Raw genomic sequence first — 25,764 nt, forward strand, 5'->3', positions numbered from 1 at the left:
CTTCAATGTATCTTGTTGTTGCCAAGTGAACGTACGTTAAGAAAGAGTAAATCTTTGTATGAAATTTGTTAAAGCCGGGCCTGCACTATTCAAATTTCGTGCTTTACTCGTGAATTCGGAGCATTTACTCGTGAGTTCTGTACCTTTACTCGTGAATTCGGGCATTTACTCGTGAATTTCGTACTTTTACTTGTGAATTCAGAGCATTTACTAGTGAATTCGATCGATATCTGGAATGGAAGTTTTTATATAACATATGTGAAACAATCGCTCCGATAGATTATGACCGTATGCTCAAGGACTTGATTACTCCGCTTATCCTGGCATAATGATTCCACTTGCAAAAGTGGAATCAAACTTGAACACTGCAAAATATCCCGTTCGAAAAGAGTGGGAAAAATCTCATTCAGCGTGCACGTGCTGGATCCGAACTCTACAAAGCCGTGCTGCCGATAATATTGAAACATGGAGGTTATATCCGGACCGTCCTTTTCTATTTCAGGAAAAGTTGATTTTGTTATAAAAGATGTATGAAGAATCGGGAAATCGTCTATTAACCTAAGCCTGCCAATTTTAAAGACCTTATTTTCCGCCAACAAAAATCCCCCTTTACATATAATTTCCTTGTTACTGTCAGTGTAATGAGAAAATATGAAGCTATCATGATTTTCTTGTAAAAATTACCAGAACGCAAGGAAGCACTTATTTTATCGATCTTTTTCCATACAAGACCCTGCATGTTCAGTCTTTCAAATTCCCAATCCAGCATGTAAGCATGCCGCTTTCACAGCAAATTCCTGGTTTCATAGATCGATATTTTTCAATATCACATCATTAATGGCCATGCTTTTTTTCCTTAATTTCAAAGCATTCACACATTCCGTTCCAGGGCTCATACTGCCAAGCCGAATCGGCTTCTCCCCATAATCCCCATGAAAATCGGAACCTCCTGTTTTAATGAGATTATATTGATCTGCATATGAAATCGCTCTTTCCTCTTCAGCATGACCATGATGCGGGTGAAGAACTTCAATCCCTTCAAGCCCTGCTTTTACAAGATCAGGGATAATTTCGAAGCTCCCGTATTGTCCAGGGTGAGCAAGGACCGGGACGCCTCCGGCAGCACGAATCGCCTTCACAGCCAGTATGGCATCCACATACTCCATAGGAATAAAGGCAATGCCCGGCTCTTCCCCATTTTGGCCACGGCTGAAGATTTTCCTATACAAATCTCCATAGATAGAATCCGTATACCCCGATTCCCGAAGCGCCAGCATAATATGCTGTTTATAAACACCGGTTCCTCCCCTGAATTTAGATACCTGATCCCAAGTTATTCGATATCCTGCATGAATCAGCCGTTCCACCATTTTTTCAGAAGCTGCATTCCTCTTTTCAATCAGTGGATTACATAAATCCTCAAGGGCCTTATGACCAGGCTCGACAAAATAGCCCAAAATATGTACACGCCTTCCTCTTGCAAAGTCATAACCGGAAACTTCGATACCAGGGATGATTTCAATACCTATTTCCTTACCCCGTTCCGCCATCTCTTGCAATCTCATTGTTGTATCGTGATTCGTAATCGCTAAATGGCCAATGCTCTCCCTTTTTGCAACCTCCAATAGTTCTTCAAAAGAACTGGAACCATCTGAAACGTTCGTATGACAATGTAATTCAACCTTCATGCCAATCCCCCATTCTTATTCGTTACCCATTTTCATTTTAACTTAGTGCCATGTCGGTCAACGTTAAGATGATGTAAAAAAACGTAAAGGTGTAAAAGTCGTCCTGATTGGTGAAAATACTTAAGTATTTCAAGCAGCAGACAAAAAAATTTCCAGTTGATTTCAGAAACCCGCTCCCTTTCCGCCGACTGGCTGCCAAGCCTCATCAAAGCAAGCGCCTGTGGGGTCTCGGCTAGCCAGTTATTCGGCAGGAGTGGCGCAATTTTCTTCCATCCATTAAGGAGTACAGGGAAAAATATGAAAGATAAACTAGTCTTAAATAGGGTTCGGGATAAGACGAACCTGCAGTTTTTTCTTTAAAAAGTTCCAGTTGATTTCAGAAACCCGCTCCCTTTCCGCCGAATGTCTGTCAAGCCACATCAAAGCAAGCGTCTGTGGGGTCTCGGCTAGCCAGTTTTTCGGCAGGAGTGTCGCATATTTCTTCCATCCATTAAGGAGTACAAGAAAAAACATGAAAGATAAACTAGTCTTAAATAGGGTTCGGAATAAGACGAACCTGCAGTTTTTTCTTTAAAAAATTCCACTTGATTTCAGAAACCCGCTCCCTTTCCGCCGACTGGCTGCCAAGCCACATCAAAGCAAACGCCTGTGGGGTCTCGGCTAGCCAGTTATTCGGCAGGAGTGGCGCATATTTCTTCCATCCATTAAGGAGTACAGGTGAAAAACTTAAAGGATAAACTAGTCTAAAACTTGTTCGGAATAGACCAGCCTGCAGTTTTTTCTAGAAAACATTCCTTTTGATTTCAGAAATCCGCATCCCTTTCCGCCGACCGTCTGCCAAGCCTCATCAAAGCAAGCGCCTTTGGTGTCTTGGCTAGCCAGTTATTCGGCAGGAGTGGCGCATATTTCTTCCATCCATTAAGGAGTACAGGTGAAAAACTTAAAGGATAAACAAGTCTAAAACTTGGTTCGGAATAGACCAGCCTGCAGTTTTTTCAATAACACAAAGTTGATTGGAACGTAAGGCACGAGACTCCTGCGGGAAAAGCGTGGCATGGGAGACCCCGCAGGCGTGCCGAGGAGGCTCCCGCCCGCCCGCGGAAAGCGAGTGCCTGGAGTGGAAATCAACGTTCCCATTTTACAAACGCAATTTGTAGACAAAAGGGTTCTATCTAAATAAAAACAAAGGTGATTGGAACGGAAGGTACGAGACTCCTGCGGGAAAAGCGTGACATGGGAGACCCCGCAGGCGTGCCGAGGAGGCTCCAGCCCGCCCGCGGAAAGCGAGTGCCTGGAGGGGAAATCAACGTTCCCATTTTACAAACGCAATTTGTAGACAAAAGGGTTCTATCTAAATAAAAACAAAGTTGATTGGAACGGAAGGTACGAGACTCCTGCGGGAAAAGCGCGGCATGGGAGACCCCGCAGGCGCGCCGAGGAGGCTCCCGCCCGCGGAAAGCGAGTGCCTGAAGTGGAAATCAACGTTCCAAAGTAACATGTTCATTCGTCCTTTTCAGCTCCTTACCCTGTTACGGATTTCCCATTAAGTTGAAATAAAATCAGTACAAAACCAATAAAATTTTTGACTTACTGTCAAAAATGATGTACATTACCTAATGGGCGAACAATTTTTATTAAAAAAGACAAAAATATTCGTATATAGAGGTGCATAACATGGAAAACGTGTTTGATTATGAAGATATTCAATTAATTCCTGCAAAATGTGTAGTAAATAGCCGTTCTGAGTGTGATACATCCGTTACTTTAGGTAAACATACATTCAAGTTACCTGTAGTACCTGCAAATATGCAAACGATCATTGATGAAAAGATTGCCATTTACTTGGCTGAAAACGGTTACTTTTATGTAATGCATCGTTTTGAGCCAGAAAAACGACTGACTTTCATTAAAGACATGCATTCAAAAGAATTGATTGCTTCCATCAGTGTCGGCGTTAAAGAAGAAGAATACGGATTCATCGAACAATTATCGAATGACAACATTGTGCCTGAATACATTACGATAGATATAGCGCACGGACATTCCAATGCCGTGATAAAAATGATACAGCATATTAAAAAACATTTACCTGAAAGTTTTGTCATTGCAGGAAATGTGGGAACTCCTGAAGCCGTACGTGAATTGGAACATGCCGGTGCGGATGCTACAAAGGTGGGCATTGGACCAGGGAAAGTATGCATCACTAAAATCAAGACCGGATTTGGAACGGGCGGCTGGCAATTAGCTGCACTTCGCTGGTGTGCAAAAGCGGCAAGCAAGCCAATCATCGCTGACGGCGGCATTCGCACGAACGGTGATATTGCCAAATCAGTTAGATTTGGAGCTTCAATGGTCATGATCGGTTCACTATTTGCCGGACATGAAGAATCTCCTGGTCAAACGATCGAGAAAGATGGAAAGGCCTTTAAAGAATACTTTGGTTCAGCTTCGGAATTCCAAAAAGGTGAAAAGAAAAACGTTGAAGGCAAAAAGATGTTTGTCGAGCACAAAGGATCTTTGGAAGATACGTTGAAGGAAATGGAACAAGATCTTCAGTCATCCATTTCATATGCAGGCGGTACCAAGTTGGAAGCCATCCGGAATGTGGATTATGTGGTCGTTAAGAATTCAATCTTTAACGGTGACAAAGTTTATTAAGAAGTAATCTAAAAAAACGGCCTAATCAATGGATTAGGTCGTTTTTTATCATTACACCTTTTTAACAAATTGGGATTTTAATTTCATTGCACCAAAACCATCTATCTTACAATCAATATCATGATCTCCATCAACTAGACGGATGCTTTTGACTTTTGTGCCCATTTTTAAGACGGATGAGCTCCCTTTCACTTTAAGGTCCTTGATTACCGTAACGGTATCACCGTCGTTCAAGGCATTTCCATTAGCATCTTTGATAACCTTCTTTTGATCACCATTTTCCGTTTCCGCTTCCACTGTCCATTCATGGGCGCATTCCGGGCAAACTAAAAGACTGCCGTCTTCGTATGTATATTCTGAATCACATGCAGGGCAATTAGGAAAATCAGGCATAAATTCACTTCCTCCATTCATTATGCCAATTTTAATATAATAATGGTTTACACACAACCAGTAGTTTATTACCTCCCTTGTCCCTCCCTTCCTCTAGAACCTATAAAGGTTTTACTATATACTTTTAAGAAAAAGCTGGAAAGTGCGGTGAACCCCTTGTTTAAACTTCTATTGATAGAAGATGATACAACGTTATTCAATGAAATTAAAGATAGATTGGCGCAATGGTCTTATGATATTTACGGAATCGGCGATTTTAGTAAAGTGGTTCAGGAATTCACGGACATAAAACCTGATTTAGTCATCATTGATATCCAGTTGCCGAAGTTTGACGGATTTCATTGGTGCAGAATGATCCGGGCCCATTCCAATGTTCCCATCATCTTTTTATCATCACGTGATCATCCTACGGACATGGTGATGTCCATGCAGCTTGGAGCTGATGATTTTATCCAGAAGCCTTTTCATTTCGATGTACTCATCGCGAAGATACAGGCCACCCTTCGCCGTGTCTATAATTACAATACGGAAAAGATCGAATTGAAAACGTGGTGCGGCGCCACCGTGGATTACGAAAAGAACACGGTTTCGGCCGAGACGGGCACAATCGAATTGACGAAAAATGAAATTTTCATCTTGAAAAAGCTAATTGAACAGAAAAACAAGATCGTAAGCCGCGAGGAATTGATCAACAGCTTATGGGATGACAAACGTTTCATAAGCGATAACACCCTTACAGTGAATGTGAACCGTTTACGAAAGAGGCTGGATGAACTGGATTTAGGGCATTTTATCGAAACGAAGGTCGGACAGGGCTATATCGCCGTGGAAGTGGCAAATGCATGATCGGAAAATATCTCGTGGAAAGGTTCAGCTGGATCACATTCTACATACTTCTTCATCTATTCATTATCTTTGTCGCCTATCTTGATTCGGCCATTCCGTTAAGGCCCATACTGTATATTGTTTTTTTATCATTGCTCATGTTCAGTATGTTTTTGATTTTCCGCTATAAAAAGGAAACCTACTTTTATAAAAGTTTAGAAGCACGGGAAGACAACCTGGATATAACGAATATTGCCGAACCAGAGAGCCCTTTCGAAAAAATCATAGAAAACAGCATCTTTAACCAAACCGAATTATTGAAGAAATCCGCAGCAATCGGTCAAATGACTTTAGAGCAGGAGAAAGATGAATTATTATCTTGGATTCATGAAGTGAAGACACCATTGACGGCGATGCATTTAATGATTGACCGCTTGGATGATGGATTGCTGAAATCACACTTGACCTATGAGTGGCTGCGCATTCATCTTCTTCTTGATCAGCAGCTCCATCAAAGGCGCATGCCTTTCATCGAAAATGATTTGTATATAGAGAAAACCGATTTGGAAACAATAATCTTTGATGAGATTAAAACGCTGCGGTCATGGTGCATTCAAAAAGGAATCGGCTTCGACATCCAATTGGATGTAACCGAAGTGCTTAGTGATGCCAAGTGGCTGTCCTTCATCATGAGGCAGCTCTTGACCAACTCCATTAAATATAGTGAAAACGCAGATATCATGATATATAGCCATGTGCGAGCCGGACAAACGATTCTGGAAGTGCAGGATTCCGGACGGGGCATTGACCCAAAGGATTTATCCCGCATATTTGATAAAGGATTTACATCCACGACAAATCATCGTGACAGTGCGGCAACCGGCATGGGTCTATATTTAACCAAGAATGCGGCCGAGTCCCTATTCATCTCCATTGATGTGAAATCAGAGCTTGGAACCGGGACGACCGTTACCTTGACCTTCCCAAAAAGAAATGATTTCGTGAATATCACAAGCATGTGACAAAAATGTCACATGCTTTTATTCTTTGTTCGTCCAAACGAAGGAAAAGAAATACATGGCCTTTTATAATGAGGATATAGAAAAAAAGGAGTGTATCCAAATGAATATATTAGAAGCGAAAAAAATCCATAAAAGCTATGGTAATAAATTCAATAAACAAGAAGTATTAAAGGGTCTTGATATAAGCATACAAAAAGGTGAATTCGTAAGTATCATGGGTGCTTCCGGTTCAGGAAAAACGACTTTGCTGAATGTCCTTTCCTCGATCGATAAAATCAGCAACGGCACCATTACGATCGATGGTAAAGAGATTTCAGGGATGAAAGAAAAGAATTTGGCCGAATTCCGTAAGAACCACTTGGGCTTCATTTTCCAGGAATATAACCTATTGGACACATTGACTGTCAAAGAAAATATCCTCTTGCCCTTATCCATTACAAAAACGCCCAATAATGAAGCGGCACAAAAGTTTGATAGCGTGGCGAAGGAACTGGGCATATATGAAGTGAAGGATAAATACCCAAATGAAATTTCCGGTGGTCAAAAACAGCGTACGTCTGCAGCGCGGGCTTTCATCCATGATCCAAGCATCATTTTTGCGGATGAACCGACTGGGGCGCTTGACTCCAAATCAGCTTCCGATTTACTGAACAAACTGAGCGAAATGAATAAAAAGCACAAAGCGACCATCATCATGGTAACCCATGATCCCGTGGCCGCCAGTTATTGCAGCCGAGTCATTTTCATTAAAGACGGACAAATCTATACCCAATTGAATAAAGGTGAACAATCCAGACAAACCTTCTTCAAGGACATCATGAAAACACAAGGTGTATTGGGAGGGGTTCAAAATGAGCATTAATCAACTCATCTTGCGAAATTTGAAGAAGAATCTGAAGAACTATTATCTGTATGTGTTTGCCCTGGTCTTCAGCGCTTCCCTGTACTTTGCTTTCGTCACCTTGCAATATGACCCAGCGCTGGATGAAGCGGAGGGTACGGTGAAAGGGGCCGCCTCCATCAAGGCAGCATCGATCCTGCTTGTTGCAATAGTTTCCATATTCCTTTTATATGCCAATAGCATTTTTATTAAAAGACGCAGTAAAGAAATTGGCTTATTCCAATTGATAGGCATGACGAAGAACAGGATATTCCGTATCCTGAGTGTGGAAAACCTGATCCTGTATTTCTGTTCCGTATTCCTGGGAATCTTTGTAGGGTTTGCCGCTTCAAAATTGATCATCATGATCCTATTTAAAATAATGGGTGTCCAGGCAATCGCGACTCTTAACTTTTCTTTTCAGCCGCTAGTGCAAACCTTGCTCGTTTTTAGCGCCATCTATCTTTTAATCATGTTGATGAATTATGCCTTCATTAAAAAGCAAACCATTCTATCATTATTTAGAGTGACTTCCATGACGGAAGGAAAAGTGAAAAAAGTTTCTATGGTCGAAATGATCATCGGGATATTCGGGATCGCCCTGATCATTGCTGGCTATGTCATTTCATCCAAATTATTCGATGGAGCATTTACACAGATGACCGAGCTTTTCATGGCCATGATCGTCATTCTGGCAACCGTCATCATCGGTACCTACCTATTCTATAAAGGATCCGTAAGCTTCATCTTTAATATCGTCCGTAAAAAGAAAAATGGCTATTTGAACATCAATGAAGTATTGTCCCTTTCATCCATTATGTTCCGGATGAAATCAAATGCGATATTATTGACGATCATCACGACCGTTTCCGCTTTGGCAATCGGTTTATTATCATTAAGCTATATCTCCTACTACTCAGCGGAGAAAATGGCACAAAGCAGTATCCCTACCGATTTTTCGATGACGGATATGGGAGATGCGGATAAATTCAAAGAGGCTTTATCAGACAGTAAAATTGATTATGACGCAAAGGTGATTGACGTCATTCAGGTGGATGTCAATGTAAAGGAAATAATGGAAACGAGCCTCGAAGGAGTGAACTTCGATTCGGACATCATGACCGTTCCCGTCATCAGTGATGAATCGGTTAAAGGAATCAACCTTGCTGAAGATGAGACCCTTTTCAGCGGATACAGTAGTATGATGGAGAAGGTCATATCCTTGAAGGATTCCGGAAAGATTGAACTGAAGGGCAAGAATGAAGTAATTCCGCAAACATATATAGGTTTGAATGATGATACCTTCCTGTCCTATTACTTCACGAGTGGCGGATTGCCCGTTGCGATTGTAGACCAAACGATATTCGACCGTTTGAAAAAGGATATCGACCCGAAAATCCAAAAAGTATCATCCGTTAATATCGGCATTGATGTGAAGGATGAAGCTGAACTTGAAAAAGCGAATGATCTATTCAAAAGGATGAGTTTCAAAGAAGAACATGTGAATGATTCCCAATTGGAAATGTTCAACACCCAGAAGCAGAATATGGGCCTTATCATGTTCATCGTCGGCTTCTTGGGATTAACCTTCCTCATTACCTCCGGCTGCATCCTGTATTTCAAGCAAATGGATGAAAGTGAAGGGGAAAAATCCAATTATACGATTTTAAGAAAACTAGGATTCACGCGTGGTGACTTACTAAGAGGAATCCAAGCAAAACAAGTTTTCAATTTCGGTATTCCTTTAGTCGTCGGACTGCTTCACAGTTATTTCGCAGTCCAATCAGGTTGGTTCTTGTTCGGGACCGAAGTTTGGACACCGATGATCATCGTCATGGCATTATACACGGCATTGTATTCGATCTTCGGAATCCTATCCGTATTTCATTACAAGAAGGTCATTAAAGAATCTCTATAATTTCGAAGATACTAAAAGCTCCAGGGCCAATGATGCCTTGGAGCTTTTAAACTGTAGAAAAATCCGGAGAAAAGGCAGTTCGCCTAAAATTTTTCTAAAAAAACATTCCAGTTGATTGGAACGGTGGGTACGAGACTCCTGCGGGAAAAGCGTGTCCAAGGGAGATCCCGCAGGCGCAAAGAGCGCCGAGGGCGGACCCCCGCGGAAAGCGAGTGCCTGGAGTAGAAATCAACGTTCAAATTGTACAAACCCTCAATGAAGTTCCAGCTGCTTTCAGAAATCCGCTCCCTTTAAAGTACCCCAGCCGGTTTCATCATTTCCTTGATCAATTCCCTGTTGCGCTTTTTAAAGATTTCATTATGGGAAGAAACCATCCCCACACCGTGAGCATCAGGCTGGATAAATTGCTTTGCCTTGTTTACGGCATTTGCAGCATCTTGAAAAGTGCCTGCTATCAGGTTCAATTTACCTTCATGCTTAAGGATATCACCGGCTGCGTATATTCCATCCATCGAGGATTCACTTGCAGGAGTACCTTCAATATAATAGTTGTCGGCAATGGCAATATCGACTTTACTATTTTGAAGCAGCGATGTATCACGCTCATAACCATGATTGATGATGACTTCATCGATCGGCAAGTAAGAAACTTCTCCCGTTGCGTGATTCGTCAGTTCAACATGTTCAATTGATTGATGATCATCGCAGGCGACCAATTTTGTAATCGTCGTATTCAAGAAACAAACAGCAGAGCTTTCCATCAATTGTCTTGCTTGTGATTCATGTCCTGCTAAACTATCTTTCCTGTATGTCAGATATACCTTTTTGGCGATGGGCTCTAATTCATTTGCCCAGTCTATGGCAGAATTCCCGCCGCCTGAAATGATCACCGTCTTATCCTTGAAACGATTGAAAGACTTGACTGTATAGTTTAAATTGGAGACTTCAAACCTTTCTGCCCCGTCTATTTCCAACTTTTGTGGATTCAGGATTCCGCCCCCAACCGCGACAATGATCGTCTTGGAAAAGTGCACTTGACCTGAAGCCGTATGTAAAACGAAGATGCCTTCTTCATTACGTGTGATTGATTCCACTTTCTCATTCAGGACGACTGTTGGATTGAATGTTAAACCTTGCTCCACTAGCTGCTCAATTAATTTTTCCCCAGTAGTCGGTGTCAGACCTCCAACATCCCAAATCATCTTCTCTGGATAGACATGAATTTTCCCGCCCAGCCGTGGCTGGTATTCAATCAGTTTAACTTTCATTTCTCTAAGTCCGCTATAAAAAGTGGAGTAAAGGCCTGCTGGCCCTCCCCCAATAACCGTTACATCAAATAAATCCAGCTGTTCCATCTACGTCCACTCCCCGGCAACCAAGTGTGATTGATTATCATTCTCATTTAATCGTACACTCTTTTCTCACTTTTTACAATATGGATTTATTAAAAAACTCTGTTCATTTTAAAAATCAACAGAGTTTTTTATTTCCAATCACGAAAACTTACCATTCATTAAGTACTCATGGATGGTAAATAGAGTATTACCATTAGAATGAAAAATCAGGTAGAAAATGAAGTTCTGGTGGGACATTGATGAATATTATTCCTAAATTATTTTTATCCTCTGTCTTTACATTATTATGACTGCTACGAAATACTCCTACATGTAAGTATCTTTATGCGTTTAAACATATCACAGCAGCCGTTATCTCAAAATTGCGTATTAGATTTATTTCTGTAGTGTAATATGGTTGGCGGTTGATAACTACTTCGTAGGTACTCCCACTTGCTTTATGAGTTGATATGCTTTCAAAGCCATTTCAACGTTTAATCTGTGCTCAGGATTATCAAAATCAAAATCAAGAATCTTTTTTATCTTTTCCAGCCGATGATAGAGTGTTTGTCTTACAACATGTAATTTTTGAGCAGTAAGCTTCTTTGAGCGATCAAGCTCAAAGTATTTTGCTAAAGTCAGAAGCAATTCCGTTCCATATTCCTTATCATAGGATATTAAAGGAGAGAGATAGTCTTCAATAAAATGTGCTGTATCTTGATCATGCTGAATTAATTGTATCAATCGAAAGATGCCAAGGTCTTCGTAAAAGGCACTTGTCGAAAACGTACGATAATTTAAAGCTAACTGCGCTTCTCGATAACCAGTATGAGCATCCAAAAGTAACTGGTATTGTCGCCCAACGCCTATACGGATTTGGCAAGATTCACCTTCTTTAACATATAGCAACGCATTGATCACTTTCAAGAAGCGTGCCTTAGAAGAATCGGCAGTTCCAAGATCAATAGCTAATACAATAATCTGATTTCTTACTGATGTGATATAGGGTGTAAAAGAATATTTTGCGAACCCAGACCGAATTTTTAAAGAATAATGATAAATAGCGGATTCATTTTCTTCATCCGATAAACCTAATGAAGACGGATGAAAAACATCTTCGATATCAACTATTGCCATTCGATAATGTATAGAAGCGCGCTTCGATTTTAAAGAAATAAATCCTCTTGCCTGTTCCTCATTATTGATGCGTCTATTAAGTAAATCATTTAGCCATGTAGATTCTAAACGTAATCGTTTTTCATCCAAATAATGTTTGCGCAATAAGTCTTGTGAGATTGCTAGAGAAGCACGATCAAGGATCAGGAAATCAAATTCATCCGATTCACGTTCTAAAACCATAACAAGGTACGCCCAGATTTGATCCATTGCTCCGATCGGTTGGAGAAGAATGGTATGGTTTAATGCCTTCCATTCAACGGGCGAATCATTTGTAATTCGGTCATGCCAGTGTTCTTTATCCTCATAAATCGTGTGAAGCAGTTTTTCCATAAATTCATTTTTCAATCCTGGAATCGAAAAAGGTGTTCCTTCTATAGGCAGATAGATTATTGGTGCTTCTGTCTTCTGTTGCAACAATTTTAAAATATTTGATAACCCATGAGTAGTGAGTGACAATGAATGGAACTTTCTTGAAATCGAATCTAATGTAACCAACTTCTCATGATGAGCATTAATGATAAACGAATGTAGATCCTGTGCTATTTCGACGAAATTTATGAATTCTTTGAAAATAATAATTGGAAAGTTATACTCATTTGCCATCTCGATCATTTCTTTAGGGACCTTTTCGAAGTGGTGTCCAAGTTCTATACATAAACATGAAGCGTTGCGTTCAATAAGATTTAACAAAAATGAAGTATTAGAGGAGTCTCTCCATTCAAACCCAAATCCGGTGGAGAGTATCAGTTCCCCTCCCTGAAAGATGGTATCATCAAAAAACGGAATTTCAAGGACATGTGTCCATTTGACTTGACGGTGCAACCCGTTTGCCCCCGCAACTACCTCCGTCTTTGAAAAGAGTGAGCGCTTAAGAACATCTTGTACTGTAAGCATATGTACCTCCTCATTTTATAATGGTTAGCTGTATCATCTTATTATAACTATACTAGAAAGTCTAAGCCCATAAAATATGGTACCCTATCTCTGTTTAACCCCAAGTAATGCGTTCTTTTACGTACTTTGATGAAAGACCTTAATCTACCTGATAATCTTTCATAATTCACACCATATTTCATCAGTTATATGTGTGCAGTACTGAAAACTTAAAATGACCAATAGATAACAATGGAAAAAAAATTTTCCCCAATGCTATATTCATAAAAGTACAAAATGGCCAAAAGTGCTTTGTTAAAAAAAAACTAATATAAATTTAACCTCGTGTCTAATGAAAGGGTTATCATTTCCCTGTAAGATTTTAGAATGTTCAATAAATTAAATGCAATTAAAAAGGAGAATGAACAATGATAGTAGGAGTTCCTAAAGAATTAAAAACTGCAGAGACTAGAGTAGGATTAAATCCAACATGGGTAAAAAAATTAACAGCTTACGGTCATGAAGTACTAATACAAAGCATGGCAGGTGAAGCTAGTGGTTTTTGTGATGAGAAATATGTTTTGGCTGGAGCAAAAATAGTAAACACGATTGACGAAATTTATGAGAAGGCAGAATTTGTTGTTAAAGTGAAGGAACTTCAACCCTATGAATACGGCCTTCTTAAAGAAGATCAAATGATAATGGCATGGTTTCATTTGGCGGAAGATGTAAATCATGAAATGACACAGGCATTACTAGATAAAAAAGCAATTTCATTATCAATGGAATTAATCGTTTTACCTGACGGGACAAGACCTACGATTAAACCAATGAGTGAAATTGCAGGAACATTAGCAATGCTTGAAGCAGTCAAATATGCTCAATATGGTTATGGCGGAAAAGGTATACTTCTCCGGAAACTGGCCGGTTTACCGTCGAGCAATGTACTCATACTTGGTGGTGGCAATGCTGGACTCAATACTGCTCAAGTTGCTGTGGGTCTTGGATTGAATGTAACAATCATGGAAGCATCAATGAAACGCATTGATTATTTGAACAATCAGTTGCCACAGGTGGACATTTTGGGTTGGGATAAAGATATGATGTTTGAAGAACTTATTCAAAGTGATGTTTTAATTAATACAATTTATCCGATGCCAGGGGTAACCGAGCCTCTCATTACACGAGGGATGGTCAGTAAGATGAAACCTAATTCTATTATTATTGATATTGCAGGAACGGGTATAATTGAAACCTCACGTTATACGACTTTAGAGGATCCAGTTTACTACGAACAAGAAGTCCTACATTACTGTGTCCCGAATATGCCGGCTCTATGTCCACAAACCTCGACAAACATGATGCTGATGACAACCGGCCCATATATTATGAACATTGCGAATAATGGTTTGAAAGAGGTTGTAGAAAATGATGTAATAGTAAGAAATTGTATCAGCACTTTGAACGGTGAAATTGTTCATCACGAAGTTGGGATCAATCATAACATGCCTTATACAGATATAAAAACGGAGTTACTATTGTCAAAATAATAAAGCGGCCATAGAGTCATCTCATATTCTACGTTTCATTAAGATTGATTAGAAATCAGTGTTGAACAAGTCGCTACTAAAGAAATTTCAGGAGTCAGTAAAGATGCCGGCGAGAAGATTTTTGCAGGAATTATCTTTGTTATTCTTCAGACGGAATTCCTTACGAGGAATGGGGAAACAAGACAACAAATTCATGGATAATTCAAAGTAGGCTCCCTAGCATCTTTCTGACTTTTTTATGATTTCTAGAAACCACCTATAAAAAAAAGATGTAATAATATTGATCCTATTTCTTGTAAAAAGTTAAATCAGGTATAAGAGGAGAGTATTTTACATGTCAAATTTAAGTAAAACGGATAGAACACTGACACTCATTCCAGTTGTATTGTTTGGTTTTTCATTTATGGGGTTAACCACAGCTTTTACTACGTATGGTATTGCGTCCAATATTTCCCATGGCACGGTTCCGGGAGCAATGATAGTTGCTCTAGTGGTAATGATGTTTACTGCCTACAGTTATGGGAAAATGGCAATTGCGTTTCCATCTTCAGGTTCTGCATATGTTTATACGCAAAAATCGCTCAATCCCTCTGTTGGATTTCTTGTCGGATGGGTGATCTTAATGGATTATTTATTTATGCCCATGGTGAATTATTTAGTATTTGGTATTTTTTTCTCGGCAGCCTTTCCAACAATCCCAAGTTACATCTGGATTTTAGGTATGCTCATCCTCGTCACTTTTATTAATATTAAAGGATTGAAGATTGCCACAAATGTAAACGCATTCATAACGATTTTTGCTTTTCTTTTTATCGTTATCTTTATAGGTTTTTCTATTAAGGAAATTCTTATGGGAGAAAGCACGGCAACTCTTTTATCTCTTGAGCCATTCCATAATTCGAAAGAACCCTTTTCTTATACAATAGCTGGAGCAGCATTATTATGCTTTTGTTTCCTTGGGTTTGAATCAGTTACAGCGTTTGCGGAAGAGACAGTGAACCCTAAGAAAACAATTCCCCGAGCTGTTATTTTAATTACTCTTGGTGGTGGTTTAATTTTTACAAGTGTTTCATATTTCTCGTATCTTGTATGGCCAGAGTATAACACATTTAATAATCCTGATTCAGCTGCCTACGAAATTATTAAACTTGTTGGTGGAAAGACGATGTACTCAGTATATCTTGCGCTTTATGCATTAGCTGTATTGGGTAGTGCCATGTCGTCCCAGGCAAGTGCATCACGAGTCCTCTATACGATGGGGCGAGATGGACAGTTTCCTAAAAAGTTCTTTGGCAGCCTGCATCCGAGATATAAAACACCCGTAAATAATATACTGATCATTAGTTTTGTCTCTTTGCTTGCTTTATTTTTAAGTTTAGATCTTGTAGCATCATTTATTAATTTCGGGGCTTTTCTAGCGTACACTTGTGTTAATATTTCCGTAATTGCTCATTATTATATTAGAAATAGAGAACGTTCGGTAAAAGGAACTGTCTTATATTTATTTGTTCCTATTATTGGAGCTGCTCTTGATATTTTACTTCTTGTGAATCTTGATGCGCACTCAAAAGTACTTGGAGTAAGTTGGTTAATAATAGGCTTCATTTATTTACTTGTATTGACAAAAGGACTTAAAAAACAGCCGCCAGTATTGAAAATCGAAGAAAATTATAGTGTAGATTTAAAATAAAGTCACGCTGTTTATAAAAAAGATGAAGGCTCTTTTCGTAAAGATTGTTGTTTTTAAAACGAAACTATTTAAGGTTGATTGGAGCGGAAGTGCGAGACTCCTGCGGGAGCAGCGGGATAGGTGAGACCCCACAGGCGTTTACGCCGAGGAGGCTCACCGCCCGCCCCGCGGAAAGCGAGCATCTGGAGGGGAAATCAACCACAACTCACTACCTGGTAAATAGCAACAAAGTATGTGAAATCAGCCAAGATGAAAAACGGTTTAGACACAAACTATTGTCGGTATGAGAACTACAGGTCATTACTGTATTAATCTATCGAATGGTTATCTAATGAAAAGATTGATGTCGTAAGTCTATCCTCCCATTGTAAAAGAATAAAGAGAATAGAGGTAATAACCAGTCCAAAAGTGAAAAAGTGCAGCCATCCTTCATCCCTACTCAAGGGATGAAAGTTGCTGCACCTTCTCGCACTGAATGCGAGTTTGACTACAGTCTGAACTGCCCGTTCATTCCGGGGCATTTTCATGATCCAATTGATTAATTTACGAAGAGATATAACTTCCTATGATATTCCTCAAATGCCTGCTGGTCCTTTTCCGTGTAGTCCATCCACTTCACTTTCTTGCATCTTTCCTCTAATCTCTCATTCAGTTCATCTTCTATTTCATTCATGAAACGGATGATTTCCCCATAGGGCATATTGAAATGACGGGCTGCGAGCCTGGGCGGGGAATGCTTTACCAGCAATCTCATGAATTGATCGACCGTGTCCGCCTTCGATGCAAGATAATCTTCTTCGTTCACGATGAATTCATACACTTGTTTTTTGACGCCAGAAAGTCTGGTTACTTCGTCCCGCAATAAAAACTCCATTAATCTATCGTTCATATGGCTCTACCTCGAATTGGTTTATATTTAAATCCTCTTGGATATGTATGAAAATTCTATACTGCCCGATACCTCATTATGACATCGTAACGGCAAGCCATCAAGCAATTCCTCCATCAATGCATAAAGCGTAATAATTACGATTTAAAGATCGTTTTAAGTAAAATAACATGCATATGCTTTAAAAGTCAACGTTTGTATTGTGTGCATAGTAAGCATTCTTTATTGGCAAAATATGAGCATGAACAAATGGAACAGCTCTTTATTAAATTTGTATAGGCAATGAGAATAATTTTGTTAAAATTTGATATAATAAATGTAATATTTAGTCAATTAGTATCTTTTCCTAGAATTTGCTTTTGCAAAGGGGTAGAATGAAGCTAATGACATCTTATTTTTTCTAATGTTTCCGAGGAGTTATAGGGTGGGTATAGCAAGTACATAGTGACAGCTGGAATGCTGTCCGACATATCGGTTGTTTTCATTTGTTCAAAATAACAATGAAAAGAATAAGGAGTGATTTTTTGAAACCTTCAACAAATCGCATGTTAACCCGTATTAAATCCGTTTATATGTTCATTAGCAATAACGGTACGGTTTCTACTCAAGAGCTTGTAGAAGAATTTGGCATCACTCCTCGAACTGTGCAGCGCGATTTAAATGTCTTAGCATACAATGACCTTGTTCAAAGCCCAAGCCGAGGCCTTTGGACGACAACAAGTAAAAAGGTGAAGATGTCATCGTAAAAAGAACGACCACCCGAACAAGATCGATATGTAAAATACTTTGAGGCGGACAATATTATCCGCCTCATTTTTTGTGTCCAGCTATCATTCAGCCGGTTGGCCCACCTTTAACTGTTCAAGCTCCTCCGCCGTCAACTCACGGTATTCACCAAGCTCGAGTTCCTCATCAAGCTGTAAACTCCCCATGGAAAGACGCTTTAGGTAGACGACACGTTTGCCAACGGCCTCAAACATCCGCTTCACCTGATGAAACTTCCCTTCCATGATCGTTAGCTCGATATCCGATGTCAGGCCTGATTTTAAAATGTTCAATTCTCCTGGTTTTGTTTCGTATCCATCATCCAAGGTCACTCCGTTGCGGAATGCCTCGATATCCCGTTCCGTTACTTCGCCATCAATGACCGCAAAATATGTTTTAGGGACATGTTTCTTTGGGGAAAGCAGTTGGTGGGCAAGCTTTCCGTCATTCGTGATCAGCAATAAACCTTCTGTGTCCTTATCAAGACGGCCTACAGGAAATGGCTCGAATACCGAATCTTCCGGCTCCAAGATGTCGATGACCGTTTCTTGGTAGTTATCTTCCGTTGCCGACAATACGCCCGGCGGTTTATTCATCATTAAATAAATGAATTCCCTGTATTCAACCCGTTCACCATGAACCGTCACGTTTTCCGTATCAGGGTCCACTTGTTCCTTCGGATCCTTAATCAGCCTTTCATTAACCTTGACGGCGCCGGATTTCAGGAGCTTTTTCACTTCTTTCCTGCTGCCATAACCAATATTGGATAAAATCTTATCTATTCTCATCGTTTCCTCCTAAAGCCTTTTTCAGTAAAAAGCCTTGCCCACTTTAATGACAGGCAAGGCCAATATATTTTAATCGGGGATTCACCATTCAATACCCTTTTTTTTACACATCAAACTTCCAGCTTACAATCCTAATTTAGCTTTTAACCGATCGATCCGGGCACCGAACAAACGATGGGCAAGTTTGCTTTTCAAGGAAAGAGCCGCATAAACGAGCGCTCCAAAAATTGCACAAACGGCCACGATCAAAATCGCCTGGAAGCGCCCTTCCGTTGTAAGCCATAGCGATAGTAAAATGTTCATGCCCCAGGCAGCCAGTCCCATTATTATTGAAAAAACTGATATTAAAACAGATCTCCTGATGGTAAGGCTGTAACGATATCCAGTAAAGTAGGTAATGACATACAAATTCAGCAGCACGGCAGCCAAGTAGCCGAATGCTGTAGCGTAAACGGATCCTTCCGTTTCAAACAACTTGATCAATGGGATATTCAAGCTCAATTTGATTAAAAAGCCCACAAGCAGGCTGAGCACTGTATATTTTTGCTGATTGATCCCTTGTAATACAGCTGCCGAAACGGAAAAAAGTGCAAACAAGATGGAAACGGGCGCATATGCCTTCAGGACACTGATTCCAAGTGGATCATGGCTGTAAAAGGCACTATAGATCGGATCGGCCAGCACAGACATGCCAACGACTGCTGGAATCGTAATGAACAGCAAAATTTGAAAGGCTTGGTTCAGCTGGCGGTTGAACTCGTTTGAATCCTCGCTTACATATGCCTTCGTCACCGAAGGAAGAAGCGCCATCGAAAACCCGGTTGCAAGCGTCATCGGAATCAAGACAAGCTTCTGGGCATACACATTCAACACCCCTAGTGCATCCTCAGCAACATGCTGCAGCCCGATCGACGACATCGCCTTATTGAAAGACAATAAGTCAGCCAGCTGAAACATTGGCATCGCGATTCCGACGAATATGAAAGGAATCGACGAAAGGAATATTTCTTTATAAATCTCCTTCAGGGAAATTTCCATCGTTCCCCTGTCTTTCTTCATCAAGCTGTCCAAATATGGTTTTTGTTTTTTCCAATACCAAAATAACACCACTAAACCGCCGACAGCCCCGACCGTCGCCGCGAAGGTAGCTATTTGGATGGCTCTCACTAACTCTCCGTCAAGGACATTCAAAACAACATACACACCGGCCAGAAGGAACACGATGCGGACAATTTGTTCGACAACCTGGGAAATGGCCGTTGGTTCCATCGCTTCATGCCCTTGAAAGAAGCCGCGGATGATGCTCATGAACGGTACAAAAATCAAGGCGAAGCTGACTGCCCTAATGATCTCCGTGACATCCGCAGCATCTTCCGGCTTGACCCCAAAGACTCCAGTAAACAGCGGGGCCATCGTATAGAGAATCAAAAAAGCGAGAAAACCGGTGATTACCATTAATTTCAGGCTCGATTTAAATAACTTCTCACCGACTGCGTATTCCTCGAGCGCATTATACTTCGAGATGAATTTAGATACTGCAAGCGGCATGCCTGCCGTTGCAAAGCTAATGAAAATGGTATATGGAACGTACCCATATTGATAGAGGGTAGCCCCTTTATTCCCAACCATATGTTCAAATGGGATGACATAAAATAAACCAAGAATCTTGGAAATGATTGCTCCCAGCGTTAATATAAAAGCCCCTTTTAAAAACTTAGATGACATCTAATCCCTTCCTGCCTCTGTCAGTTACGTTTCACACGCTCTTTATCTTATCATATTAAAGTATTTTTTCTATAGAAAACTACATTCAAGTTTATCGTTTTCGAAGATAATACACAAACAAATAATTCCTTTTTTTCTACATTCGCAATCTGACGGGCTCTTGCTATATAATGAAGGGACTGAAAATGATAAAGTGGTGATCAATTTGAAATATGATGTAGTGGTAATTGGCGGCGGTCCTTCCGGATTGATGGCAGCAATAGCAGCCGGGGAAAAAGGTGCCCATGTATTGTTAGTGGATAAAGGCGAGAAGCTTGGAAGGAAACTTGCAATCTCGGGCGGGGGACGCTGCAACGTGACGAACAGGCTCTCAATCGATGAAATCATTCAGCATATCCCTGGAAACGGGCGATTTCTATACAGTGCTTTCTCAGAGTTCAATAATGAGGACATTATTCAATTCTTTGAAAAATTGGGCGTCGCTCTAAAAGAAGAGGACCATGGCCGGATGTTTCCTGTCAATGATAAAGCGCAAAGCGTCGTGGATGCCCTTCTGACGCGCCTGTCGAATTTAAAAGTAACGATCTACAAGAACTCTCCAGTTGCGGAAGTTCTCTATGAACATGGAAAAACCAGCGGTGTCCGGTTAAAAGATGGCCAGACCATTGACACGGATGCAGTCGTGATTGCAGTCGGCGGGAAATCAGTTCCCCACACCGGTTCAACCGGAGACGGCTACGCATGGGCTAAAAAGGCAGGGCATACGATTACCGAATTGTTCCCGACTGAAGTTCCCGTACTTAGCCATGAAACATTCATTAAAGATCGAACACTTCAAGGGCTCGCACTTCGCGATGTTTCATTGAGTGTCCTTAACCCAAAGGGAAAGGCCCTGATTACGCATAGAATGGATATGCTCTTCACCCATTTTGGCGTCTCCGGTCCAGCTGTTCTAAGATGCAGCCAATTCGTCGTGAAAGCGATGAAGAAATGGAACCTGTCGGAAGTGACCATGAAACTCGATGCCCTTCCGGACCGAAACAAGGAAGAGGTTTTTCAAGACATCATGAAGGAAATAAAAGCCGAACCGAAAAAAGCCATTAAAAACACCTTAAAAGGTTTAGTTCCTGAACGATACCTTCACTTCCTGCTTGAGCGAAGCGGCATCGACCTTCAAGAGCAAGGGGCGACGATATCAAATGAAAAAATCCGCCGCTTTGCAGAATTATGCAAGGACTTCCAATTCGGGGTGCACGGCACCCAGCCGCTAGAAAAAGCCTTCGTAACGGGCGGCGGCGTATCCGTCAAGGAAATACATCCAAAAGAAATGGCATCCAAACTAATGGACGGACTGTATTTCTGCGGTGAAATTCTGGATATACACGGATACACAGGCGGTTACAATATCACATCGGCATTAGTAACCGGCAGGCTTGCCGGCATGAATGCTGCCATGTCTGCCCGTTCATAATCCGTAAAATAGGCTGATCCGCTTGGATCAGCCTATTTTACTGCGATTTCGCAAGCCTATACATCGTGTTCGTTAGGCTTTGATTCTGGTGTAGCTGCTCTTGTTTTGGCCTTCACTGTACTTTTTCGACCAAACCGCGCCCGCCACTACTAGTCCGGCTATACGTTTAAAATATTTCTGGATGATAGCGATATGCTTCGAGGTCAATGGTATTCCGGCCCGTGAACGTGATGCCTTCACTCTCGAGCATCGCCTTCTGGTGTTCTGCAGCGCCCTCCGCTTTTATGCCGATTTCACCTTTGGCATTGATAACACGGTGCCATGGAAGGTCATGTTTTTTACTGCTAGAATGAAGGATCCTAACGACCTGCCTTGCACCGCGCGGACTTCCGGCGAGCTGTCCAATTTGACCATATGTCATCACTTTACCGGAGGGGATTCGTTGTATGATATGAATGACCCGTTCAGTAAAACTTTCCAAATACCTCGCCCCTTTATTCTATCCGTTTGCTAATATCGTGATTTTTTCATCGGTAATCAGGACTCCATGATGTTTGATCAAGTTTGTTTTAAGCTCGGCAGGCACTCTACAGTCATCGTATGCACATACAGAAATCAATCCTCTTTCCTTGATCAATTTGTCGATCCCTTTTTCATATTCGCCTATCGCAAAGCTGACTTGATCGTCATGGCCCCATTCAACATGGCCCCAAGTCCGGATGTGCTGATTGCGTTTAGTGTATACATCGATATTTTCCAAGAAATAATCAACCATCGTCGAAGGATGGAAGTCTCCATGAAAACAATAAAAATCAAAATTATTCATAAGATGCACTTGCTCCAATTGCTCCTCATTTAAATGAATCTGCAATTTCTTGTACACGAAAGGAAAGATGCGGTCGTTTTCGACGACCAGGATATGATCTCCCTGTTGAACACCGGTAATGATGAAAGTTGCCTCATTTTCAATGTATGACTCCAATTCATCAAAACAGTATAAAATATGGCCACCATCCGACTGCTGTATATTTTCTATTAATTGTTTCATTTTATTATCCAAAATGAATCTCTCCTTTAATACACCAGTCCGTACTATGTATTATGTATAACTTTACCCATTATCTCCGTGTTTGTAAAATTCATAGAAGAATATAATCAGTTTTCCCTAATGTCATGTTAAGATCTGGAATTTAGTCGAGTCGAATTATGGCTGCTTTCAGTCCACTCTTAAAAAGACCTAGGCAGCCCAATCCGGATCGGTACTTCATGCATTGTCCCTTTTGATGTTCACTCTTAAATCACGGGATAGTACGGCACATAGCGCGGGTTATAATAATATGGCGGTCTTGGTCCAATAAGCGGCAATTCAAAGGTATTTGGGTTGGAGTCATATAACAACTCCACCTTTTCATCCGATTGTTCGACCAATAACCACTTCACTTCTTCGCTATAATAATATGGCATATAGAGGCCTCCAAAAACTTTTTTCTCCCCTTCAGCATATTCGAGCCGCACGGCAACGAGCCCGTCCCGATACATGTTCTTCATGCACGGCATATGCCTGATCATCATAAAGTAATCCGACTAAATTCTTTATTAGGAGGACCCCTCATGGCAGAAGATAATAAAAAGAAATCATCCGGTAAAAGCTATCCCATGCATCCGAATTATGGGAAGATCACCCGTTATCAAGACGTACCCATCACTGTTCCGGAGCAACGCCAATTTCGCCAACCCGGTGTAGAAAAATTAATGGTGCCCAGGCCCATCATCGAAAACCCCAATTATAGGGGCAGCGGGAAATTAACAGGTAAAGTCGCATTGATAACCGGCGGAGACAGTGGGATTGGCGCTGCGGCTGCCATTGCTTTTGCTAAAGAAGGGGCAGATGTTTCCATCGCTTATTTGGATGAACATGAGGATGCCAATCGGACTAAAACGAGAATTGAAGAGCTTGGGCAACGTTGCTTACTGCTGCCTGGGGACTTAAGGGATAAGCAGCAATGCATCGATATCGTGGAAGACACCATCGAAACATTTGGAAAGCTCGATATTCTTTGTAACCACGTGGGCATTCAATTTCAGCAATTAAGCTTGCTTGATATTACGGATGAGCAATTCGATGATACCTTTAAAGTGAATATCTATTCCCACTTCTACACGACGCGTGCTGCCCTTCCCCATTTAAAAGCAGGGTCCTCCATCATTAATACATCTTCTGTCGTGACGTTTAATGGGAATAAGCAATTAATTGATTATACGGCGACTAAAGGGGCCAACATTGGTTTTACCCGTGCCTTGGCAAACAGTCTTGTCGATCAAGGCATCCGTGTGAACGCCATTGCGCCCGGAAGGTTTTGGACACCCCTCATCCCGGCAAGTTTCTCGGCAGACGAAGTGACACAAGTCGATAATCCGATGGAGCGTCAAGGCCAGCCATTTGAACTGGCTCCCACCTTTGTCTATCTCGCCTCTGATGATTCCCGTTTTGTGACAGGACAAACACTTCATGTCAATGGCGGGGAAGCGACATCGTCCTAATTTCCACAACGAACATGCCCCCTTCCGAGGAAGTCCAGACGGAAAAAGACTACCTTTGATTGCCCGTCAGCAAGCAATAGGTAGTCCATTATTGATTATCGGGCCAGCCGGCCTTTATTTTTTTTTATAAATGATCATCGCACTGAAACAGTAGATCTGTTCCTCTTCCTCTTCACCTGTAGTGGCGACATTGTATTTGATATCGACGATTTGATTATCACGAATGTCTTCCAGGAAAAAGTTCATTTCATCCTCTAGGTCCTTTTCATGCTCATAATCAAATAATTTCACTTGTATCATCGGCTCTCCCCGCCCTTTTACTATAATGATAGTTATTGTGCAGGATGCCCTTTTCACTTGATTTTTATACTTGATTTTTTAGTGAAGCGGATAATATTTTAACCACTTCATCCCCGACTTCCTCTGTAGAAGCTGCCCCGCCCATATCAGGAGTCAGCACCTTTTTATCGACCATCGCCTGTTCAATCACGTCCAACACTTTCGCACCCCAAACCTCATGTCCAAAGAAATCGAGAATCTGACTGGCAGACCATATGGCCGCAAGTGGATTGGCGATGCCTTGATGTGCTATATCCGGGGCTGAACCATGAATCGGTTCGAACATCGAAGGATAAATCCGTTCCGGGTTTAAATTGGCACCGGCCGCCAGTCCCATCCCGCCTGCAATGGCAGCACCTAAATCCGTTATGATGTCACCGAACAAATTGGAGGTGACAACGATTTGAAACCGTTCGGGCTGTTTGACAAAATACATGCTTGCCGCATCGACCAGATAGGAATTCGTTTCTACTTCCGGATACTCCTTTCCAATTTCTTCAAAAACCTGATCCCAAAAAACCATTGAATAATTCAATGCGTTCGCCTTGCTTATGCTCGTTAGCGTCCTTCCTGTCTTGCGCGCCAGTTCATAAGCATAACGGATGATCCTCTCGGTTCCCTTTCGTGAAAAGACCCCCGTCTGCAGGACGACTTCTTCCGGCTTGCCTTTAAAAAGCCAATCACCTGCACCGGAATATTCCCCTTCACTGTTTTCACGGATGACAATCATATCGATTTGGTCACGGGTCACGTCTTTTAATGGACAGGGTGCACCTTGAAGCAATTTAACGGGTCGAACATTCACATATTGGTCAAATCCCTTTCTGATCTTCAGCAGAAGTTCACGTAAGGAAATATGGTCCGGGACACCAGGATAACCGACAGCCCCCAGATACACGGCGTCAAACTTCATCAGTTGTTCCAGTCCATCGTCAGGCAGCATTTTGCCGTGCTCAAGGTAATATTCACAGCCCCATGGAAAATAGGTGAACTGGAAAGAAAAATCACCGGCAATTGCCGCCACTTCTTTAAGGACCTTTACACCCTCATTAATCACCTCAGGGCCAATTCCGTCACCCGCAATGACCGCAATTTTATGAACATTCATTCTCCAACTCTCCTTTTTCTATATTTTCTGACTTCAGCACCCTAATTTTAACATAAAACGTTTGCATCCCCGTAAGTGAGGTTCATATAGAAAAAAGAGTCCTTTCATGATGAAAGGACTCTTTTTTT

Annotated in this window: 23 protein-coding genes; 10 read left to right on the forward strand and 13 right to left on the reverse strand. The window is 41.2% G+C overall.

All coding sequences use genetic code 11. The features are described from left to right. Positions 1-245: 245 nt before the first annotated feature. Both ACJ9PY_RS19795 and ACJ9PY_RS19800 read right to left on the reverse strand, forming a co-directional pair. Complete coding sequence (locus ACJ9PY_RS19795) at positions 246-596, reverse strand: UTRA domain-containing protein (RefSeq protein WP_411738796.1); 351 nt, start codon at positions 594-596, stop codon at positions 246-248. 207 nt (positions 597-803) lie between these two features. Next, positions 804-1,688, reverse strand: a complete 885-nt coding sequence (locus ACJ9PY_RS19800) for a PHP domain-containing protein (RefSeq protein ID WP_411738797.1) — start codon at positions 1,686-1,688, stop codon at positions 804-806. Positions 1,689-3,362: 1,674 nt separating this feature from the next. On the opposite strand from ACJ9PY_RS19800, the gene guaC reads away from it, so the two are divergent. Further along, positions 3,363-4,346, forward strand: coding sequence for a GMP reductase (gene guaC / locus ACJ9PY_RS19805; RefSeq protein ID WP_095679189.1), 984 nt, complete (start codon positions 3,363-3,365; stop codon positions 4,344-4,346). A 51-nt stretch (positions 4,347-4,397) separates the two neighbouring features. Here guaC and ACJ9PY_RS19810 read toward each other — a convergent pair whose 3' ends face one another. Next, on the reverse strand, positions 4,398-4,739 hold the full coding sequence (locus tag ACJ9PY_RS19810) for a zinc ribbon domain-containing protein YjdM (protein WP_057276762.1): 342 nt from the start codon (positions 4,737-4,739) through the stop codon (positions 4,398-4,400). A gap of 156 nt (positions 4,740-4,895) precedes the next feature. Between ACJ9PY_RS19810 and ACJ9PY_RS19815 the strand changes: the two genes are divergently transcribed. The 4 genes from ACJ9PY_RS19815 to ACJ9PY_RS19830 all read left to right on the forward strand — a co-directional run bounded on the left by ACJ9PY_RS19815 (position 4,896) and on the right by ACJ9PY_RS19830 (position 9,384). Next, positions 4,896-5,585 carry a response regulator transcription factor gene (locus ACJ9PY_RS19815; RefSeq protein WP_098866443.1) on the forward strand — a complete coding sequence of 230 codons (690 nt, stop codon included), beginning with the start codon at positions 4,896-4,898 and terminating at the stop codon, positions 5,583-5,585. Continuing rightward, entirely contained in the window at positions 5,582-6,586 is a 1,005-nt protein-coding gene (locus tag ACJ9PY_RS19820; RefSeq protein ID WP_268564473.1) for a sensor histidine kinase, read from the forward strand. The genes ACJ9PY_RS19815 and ACJ9PY_RS19820 overlap by 4 nt, the downstream gene beginning before the upstream one ends. Before the next feature lie 100 nt (positions 6,587-6,686). Then, a complete protein-coding gene (locus tag ACJ9PY_RS19825; protein ID WP_063577649.1) occupies positions 6,687-7,448 on the forward strand; it encodes an ABC transporter ATP-binding protein in 762 nt (253 codons plus the stop codon). Continuing rightward, positions 7,438-9,384: an FtsX-like permease family protein gene (locus ACJ9PY_RS19830; RefSeq protein ID WP_411738798.1), complete on the forward strand. Its 1,947-nt coding sequence runs from the start codon at positions 7,438-7,440 to the stop codon at positions 9,382-9,384. The genes ACJ9PY_RS19825 and ACJ9PY_RS19830 overlap by 11 nt, the downstream gene beginning before the upstream one ends. Positions 9,385-9,674: 290 nt before the next feature. Here the strand turns inward: ACJ9PY_RS19830 and ACJ9PY_RS19835 are convergent, their stop codons facing one another. Next, complete coding sequence (locus ACJ9PY_RS19835; protein WP_411738800.1) at positions 9,675-10,739, reverse strand: NAD(P)/FAD-dependent oxidoreductase; 1,065 nt, start codon at positions 10,737-10,739, stop codon at positions 9,675-9,677. A gap of 411 nt (positions 10,740-11,150) precedes the next feature. Continuing rightward, complete coding sequence (locus tag ACJ9PY_RS19840) at positions 11,151-12,791, reverse strand: PucR family transcriptional regulator (protein ID WP_411738802.1); 1,641 nt, start codon at positions 12,789-12,791, stop codon at positions 11,151-11,153. A gap of 407 nt (positions 12,792-13,198) precedes the next feature. On the opposite strand from ACJ9PY_RS19840, the gene ACJ9PY_RS19845 reads away from it, so the two are divergent. Beyond that, positions 13,199-14,320: an alanine dehydrogenase gene (locus ACJ9PY_RS19845; protein ID WP_098186000.1), complete on the forward strand. Its 1,122-nt coding sequence runs from the start codon at positions 13,199-13,201 to the stop codon at positions 14,318-14,320. A gap of 334 nt (positions 14,321-14,654) precedes the next feature. Then, on the forward strand, positions 14,655-16,010 hold the full coding sequence (locus ACJ9PY_RS19850; protein WP_411738803.1) for an APC family permease: 1,356 nt from the start codon (positions 14,655-14,657) through the stop codon (positions 16,008-16,010). 538 nt (positions 16,011-16,548) lie between these two features. Here the strand turns inward: ACJ9PY_RS19850 and ACJ9PY_RS19855 are convergent. Then, complete coding sequence (locus tag ACJ9PY_RS19855; protein WP_034309343.1) at positions 16,549-16,899, reverse strand: hypothetical protein; 351 nt, start codon at positions 16,897-16,899, stop codon at positions 16,549-16,551. 524 nt (positions 16,900-17,423) lie between these two features. Here ACJ9PY_RS19855 and ACJ9PY_RS19860 point away from each other — a divergent pair. Then, positions 17,424-17,645, forward strand: a complete 222-nt coding sequence (locus ACJ9PY_RS19860) for a DeoR family transcriptional regulator (protein WP_034309346.1) — start codon at positions 17,424-17,426, stop codon at positions 17,643-17,645. 84 nt (positions 17,646-17,729) lie between these two features. Here ACJ9PY_RS19860 and ACJ9PY_RS19865 read toward each other — a convergent pair whose 3' ends face one another. After that, positions 17,730-18,452, reverse strand: coding sequence for a pseudouridine synthase (locus ACJ9PY_RS19865; protein ID WP_411738804.1), 723 nt, complete (start codon positions 18,450-18,452; stop codon positions 17,730-17,732). A gap of 123 nt (positions 18,453-18,575) precedes the next feature. Then, positions 18,576-20,177, reverse strand: a complete 1,602-nt coding sequence (locus tag ACJ9PY_RS19870) for a polysaccharide biosynthesis protein (protein WP_268592737.1) — start codon at positions 20,175-20,177, stop codon at positions 18,576-18,578. Between the two features lie 205 nt (positions 20,178-20,382). On the opposite strand from ACJ9PY_RS19870, the gene ACJ9PY_RS19875 reads away from it, so the two are divergent. After that, positions 20,383-21,648 (forward strand): NAD(P)/FAD-dependent oxidoreductase, encoded by a 1,266-nt coding sequence (locus ACJ9PY_RS19875; RefSeq protein ID WP_034309353.1) that lies wholly within the window; start codon positions 20,383-20,385, stop codon positions 21,646-21,648. 166 nt (positions 21,649-21,814) lie between these two features. Here the strand turns inward: ACJ9PY_RS19875 and ACJ9PY_RS19880 are convergent, their stop codons facing one another. The 3 genes from ACJ9PY_RS19880 to ACJ9PY_RS19890 form a co-directional block, all read right to left on the reverse strand. Beyond that, a complete protein-coding gene (locus ACJ9PY_RS19880; protein WP_053537337.1) occupies positions 21,815-22,069 on the reverse strand; it encodes an MGMT family protein in 255 nt (84 codons plus the stop codon). A gap of 78 nt (positions 22,070-22,147) precedes the next feature. Continuing rightward, entirely contained in the window at positions 22,148-22,708 is a 561-nt protein-coding gene (locus tag ACJ9PY_RS19885) for an MEDS domain-containing protein (RefSeq protein WP_411738805.1), read from the reverse strand. 233 nt (positions 22,709-22,941) lie between these two features. After that, entirely contained in the window at positions 22,942-23,112 is a 171-nt protein-coding gene (locus tag ACJ9PY_RS19890; RefSeq protein WP_164855101.1) for a hypothetical protein, read from the reverse strand. A gap of 147 nt (positions 23,113-23,259) precedes the next feature. Here ACJ9PY_RS19890 and ACJ9PY_RS19895 point away from each other — a divergent pair, with 147 nt between their 5' ends. Next, positions 23,260-24,189, forward strand: coding sequence for an SDR family oxidoreductase (locus ACJ9PY_RS19895; protein WP_063575433.1), 930 nt, complete (start codon positions 23,260-23,262; stop codon positions 24,187-24,189). 114 nt (positions 24,190-24,303) lie between these two features. Here the strand turns inward: ACJ9PY_RS19895 and ACJ9PY_RS19900 are convergent, their stop codons facing one another. Together ACJ9PY_RS19900 and ACJ9PY_RS19905 are read right to left on the reverse strand one after the other, a co-directional pair. Beyond that, a complete protein-coding gene (locus ACJ9PY_RS19900; RefSeq protein WP_048682016.1) occupies positions 24,304-24,489 on the reverse strand; it encodes a sporulation protein Cse60 in 186 nt (61 codons plus the stop codon). A gap of 64 nt (positions 24,490-24,553) precedes the next feature. Next, complete coding sequence (locus tag ACJ9PY_RS19905; protein ID WP_411738806.1) at positions 24,554-25,636, reverse strand: tartrate dehydrogenase; 1,083 nt, start codon at positions 25,634-25,636, stop codon at positions 24,554-24,556. Positions 25,637-25,764 lie beyond the last annotated feature (128 nt).

This window comes from Peribacillus sp. S4 (assembly GCF_046715815.1).
Taxonomy (GTDB): Bacteria; Bacillota; Bacilli; order Bacillales; family DSM-1321; genus Peribacillus; species Peribacillus frigoritolerans.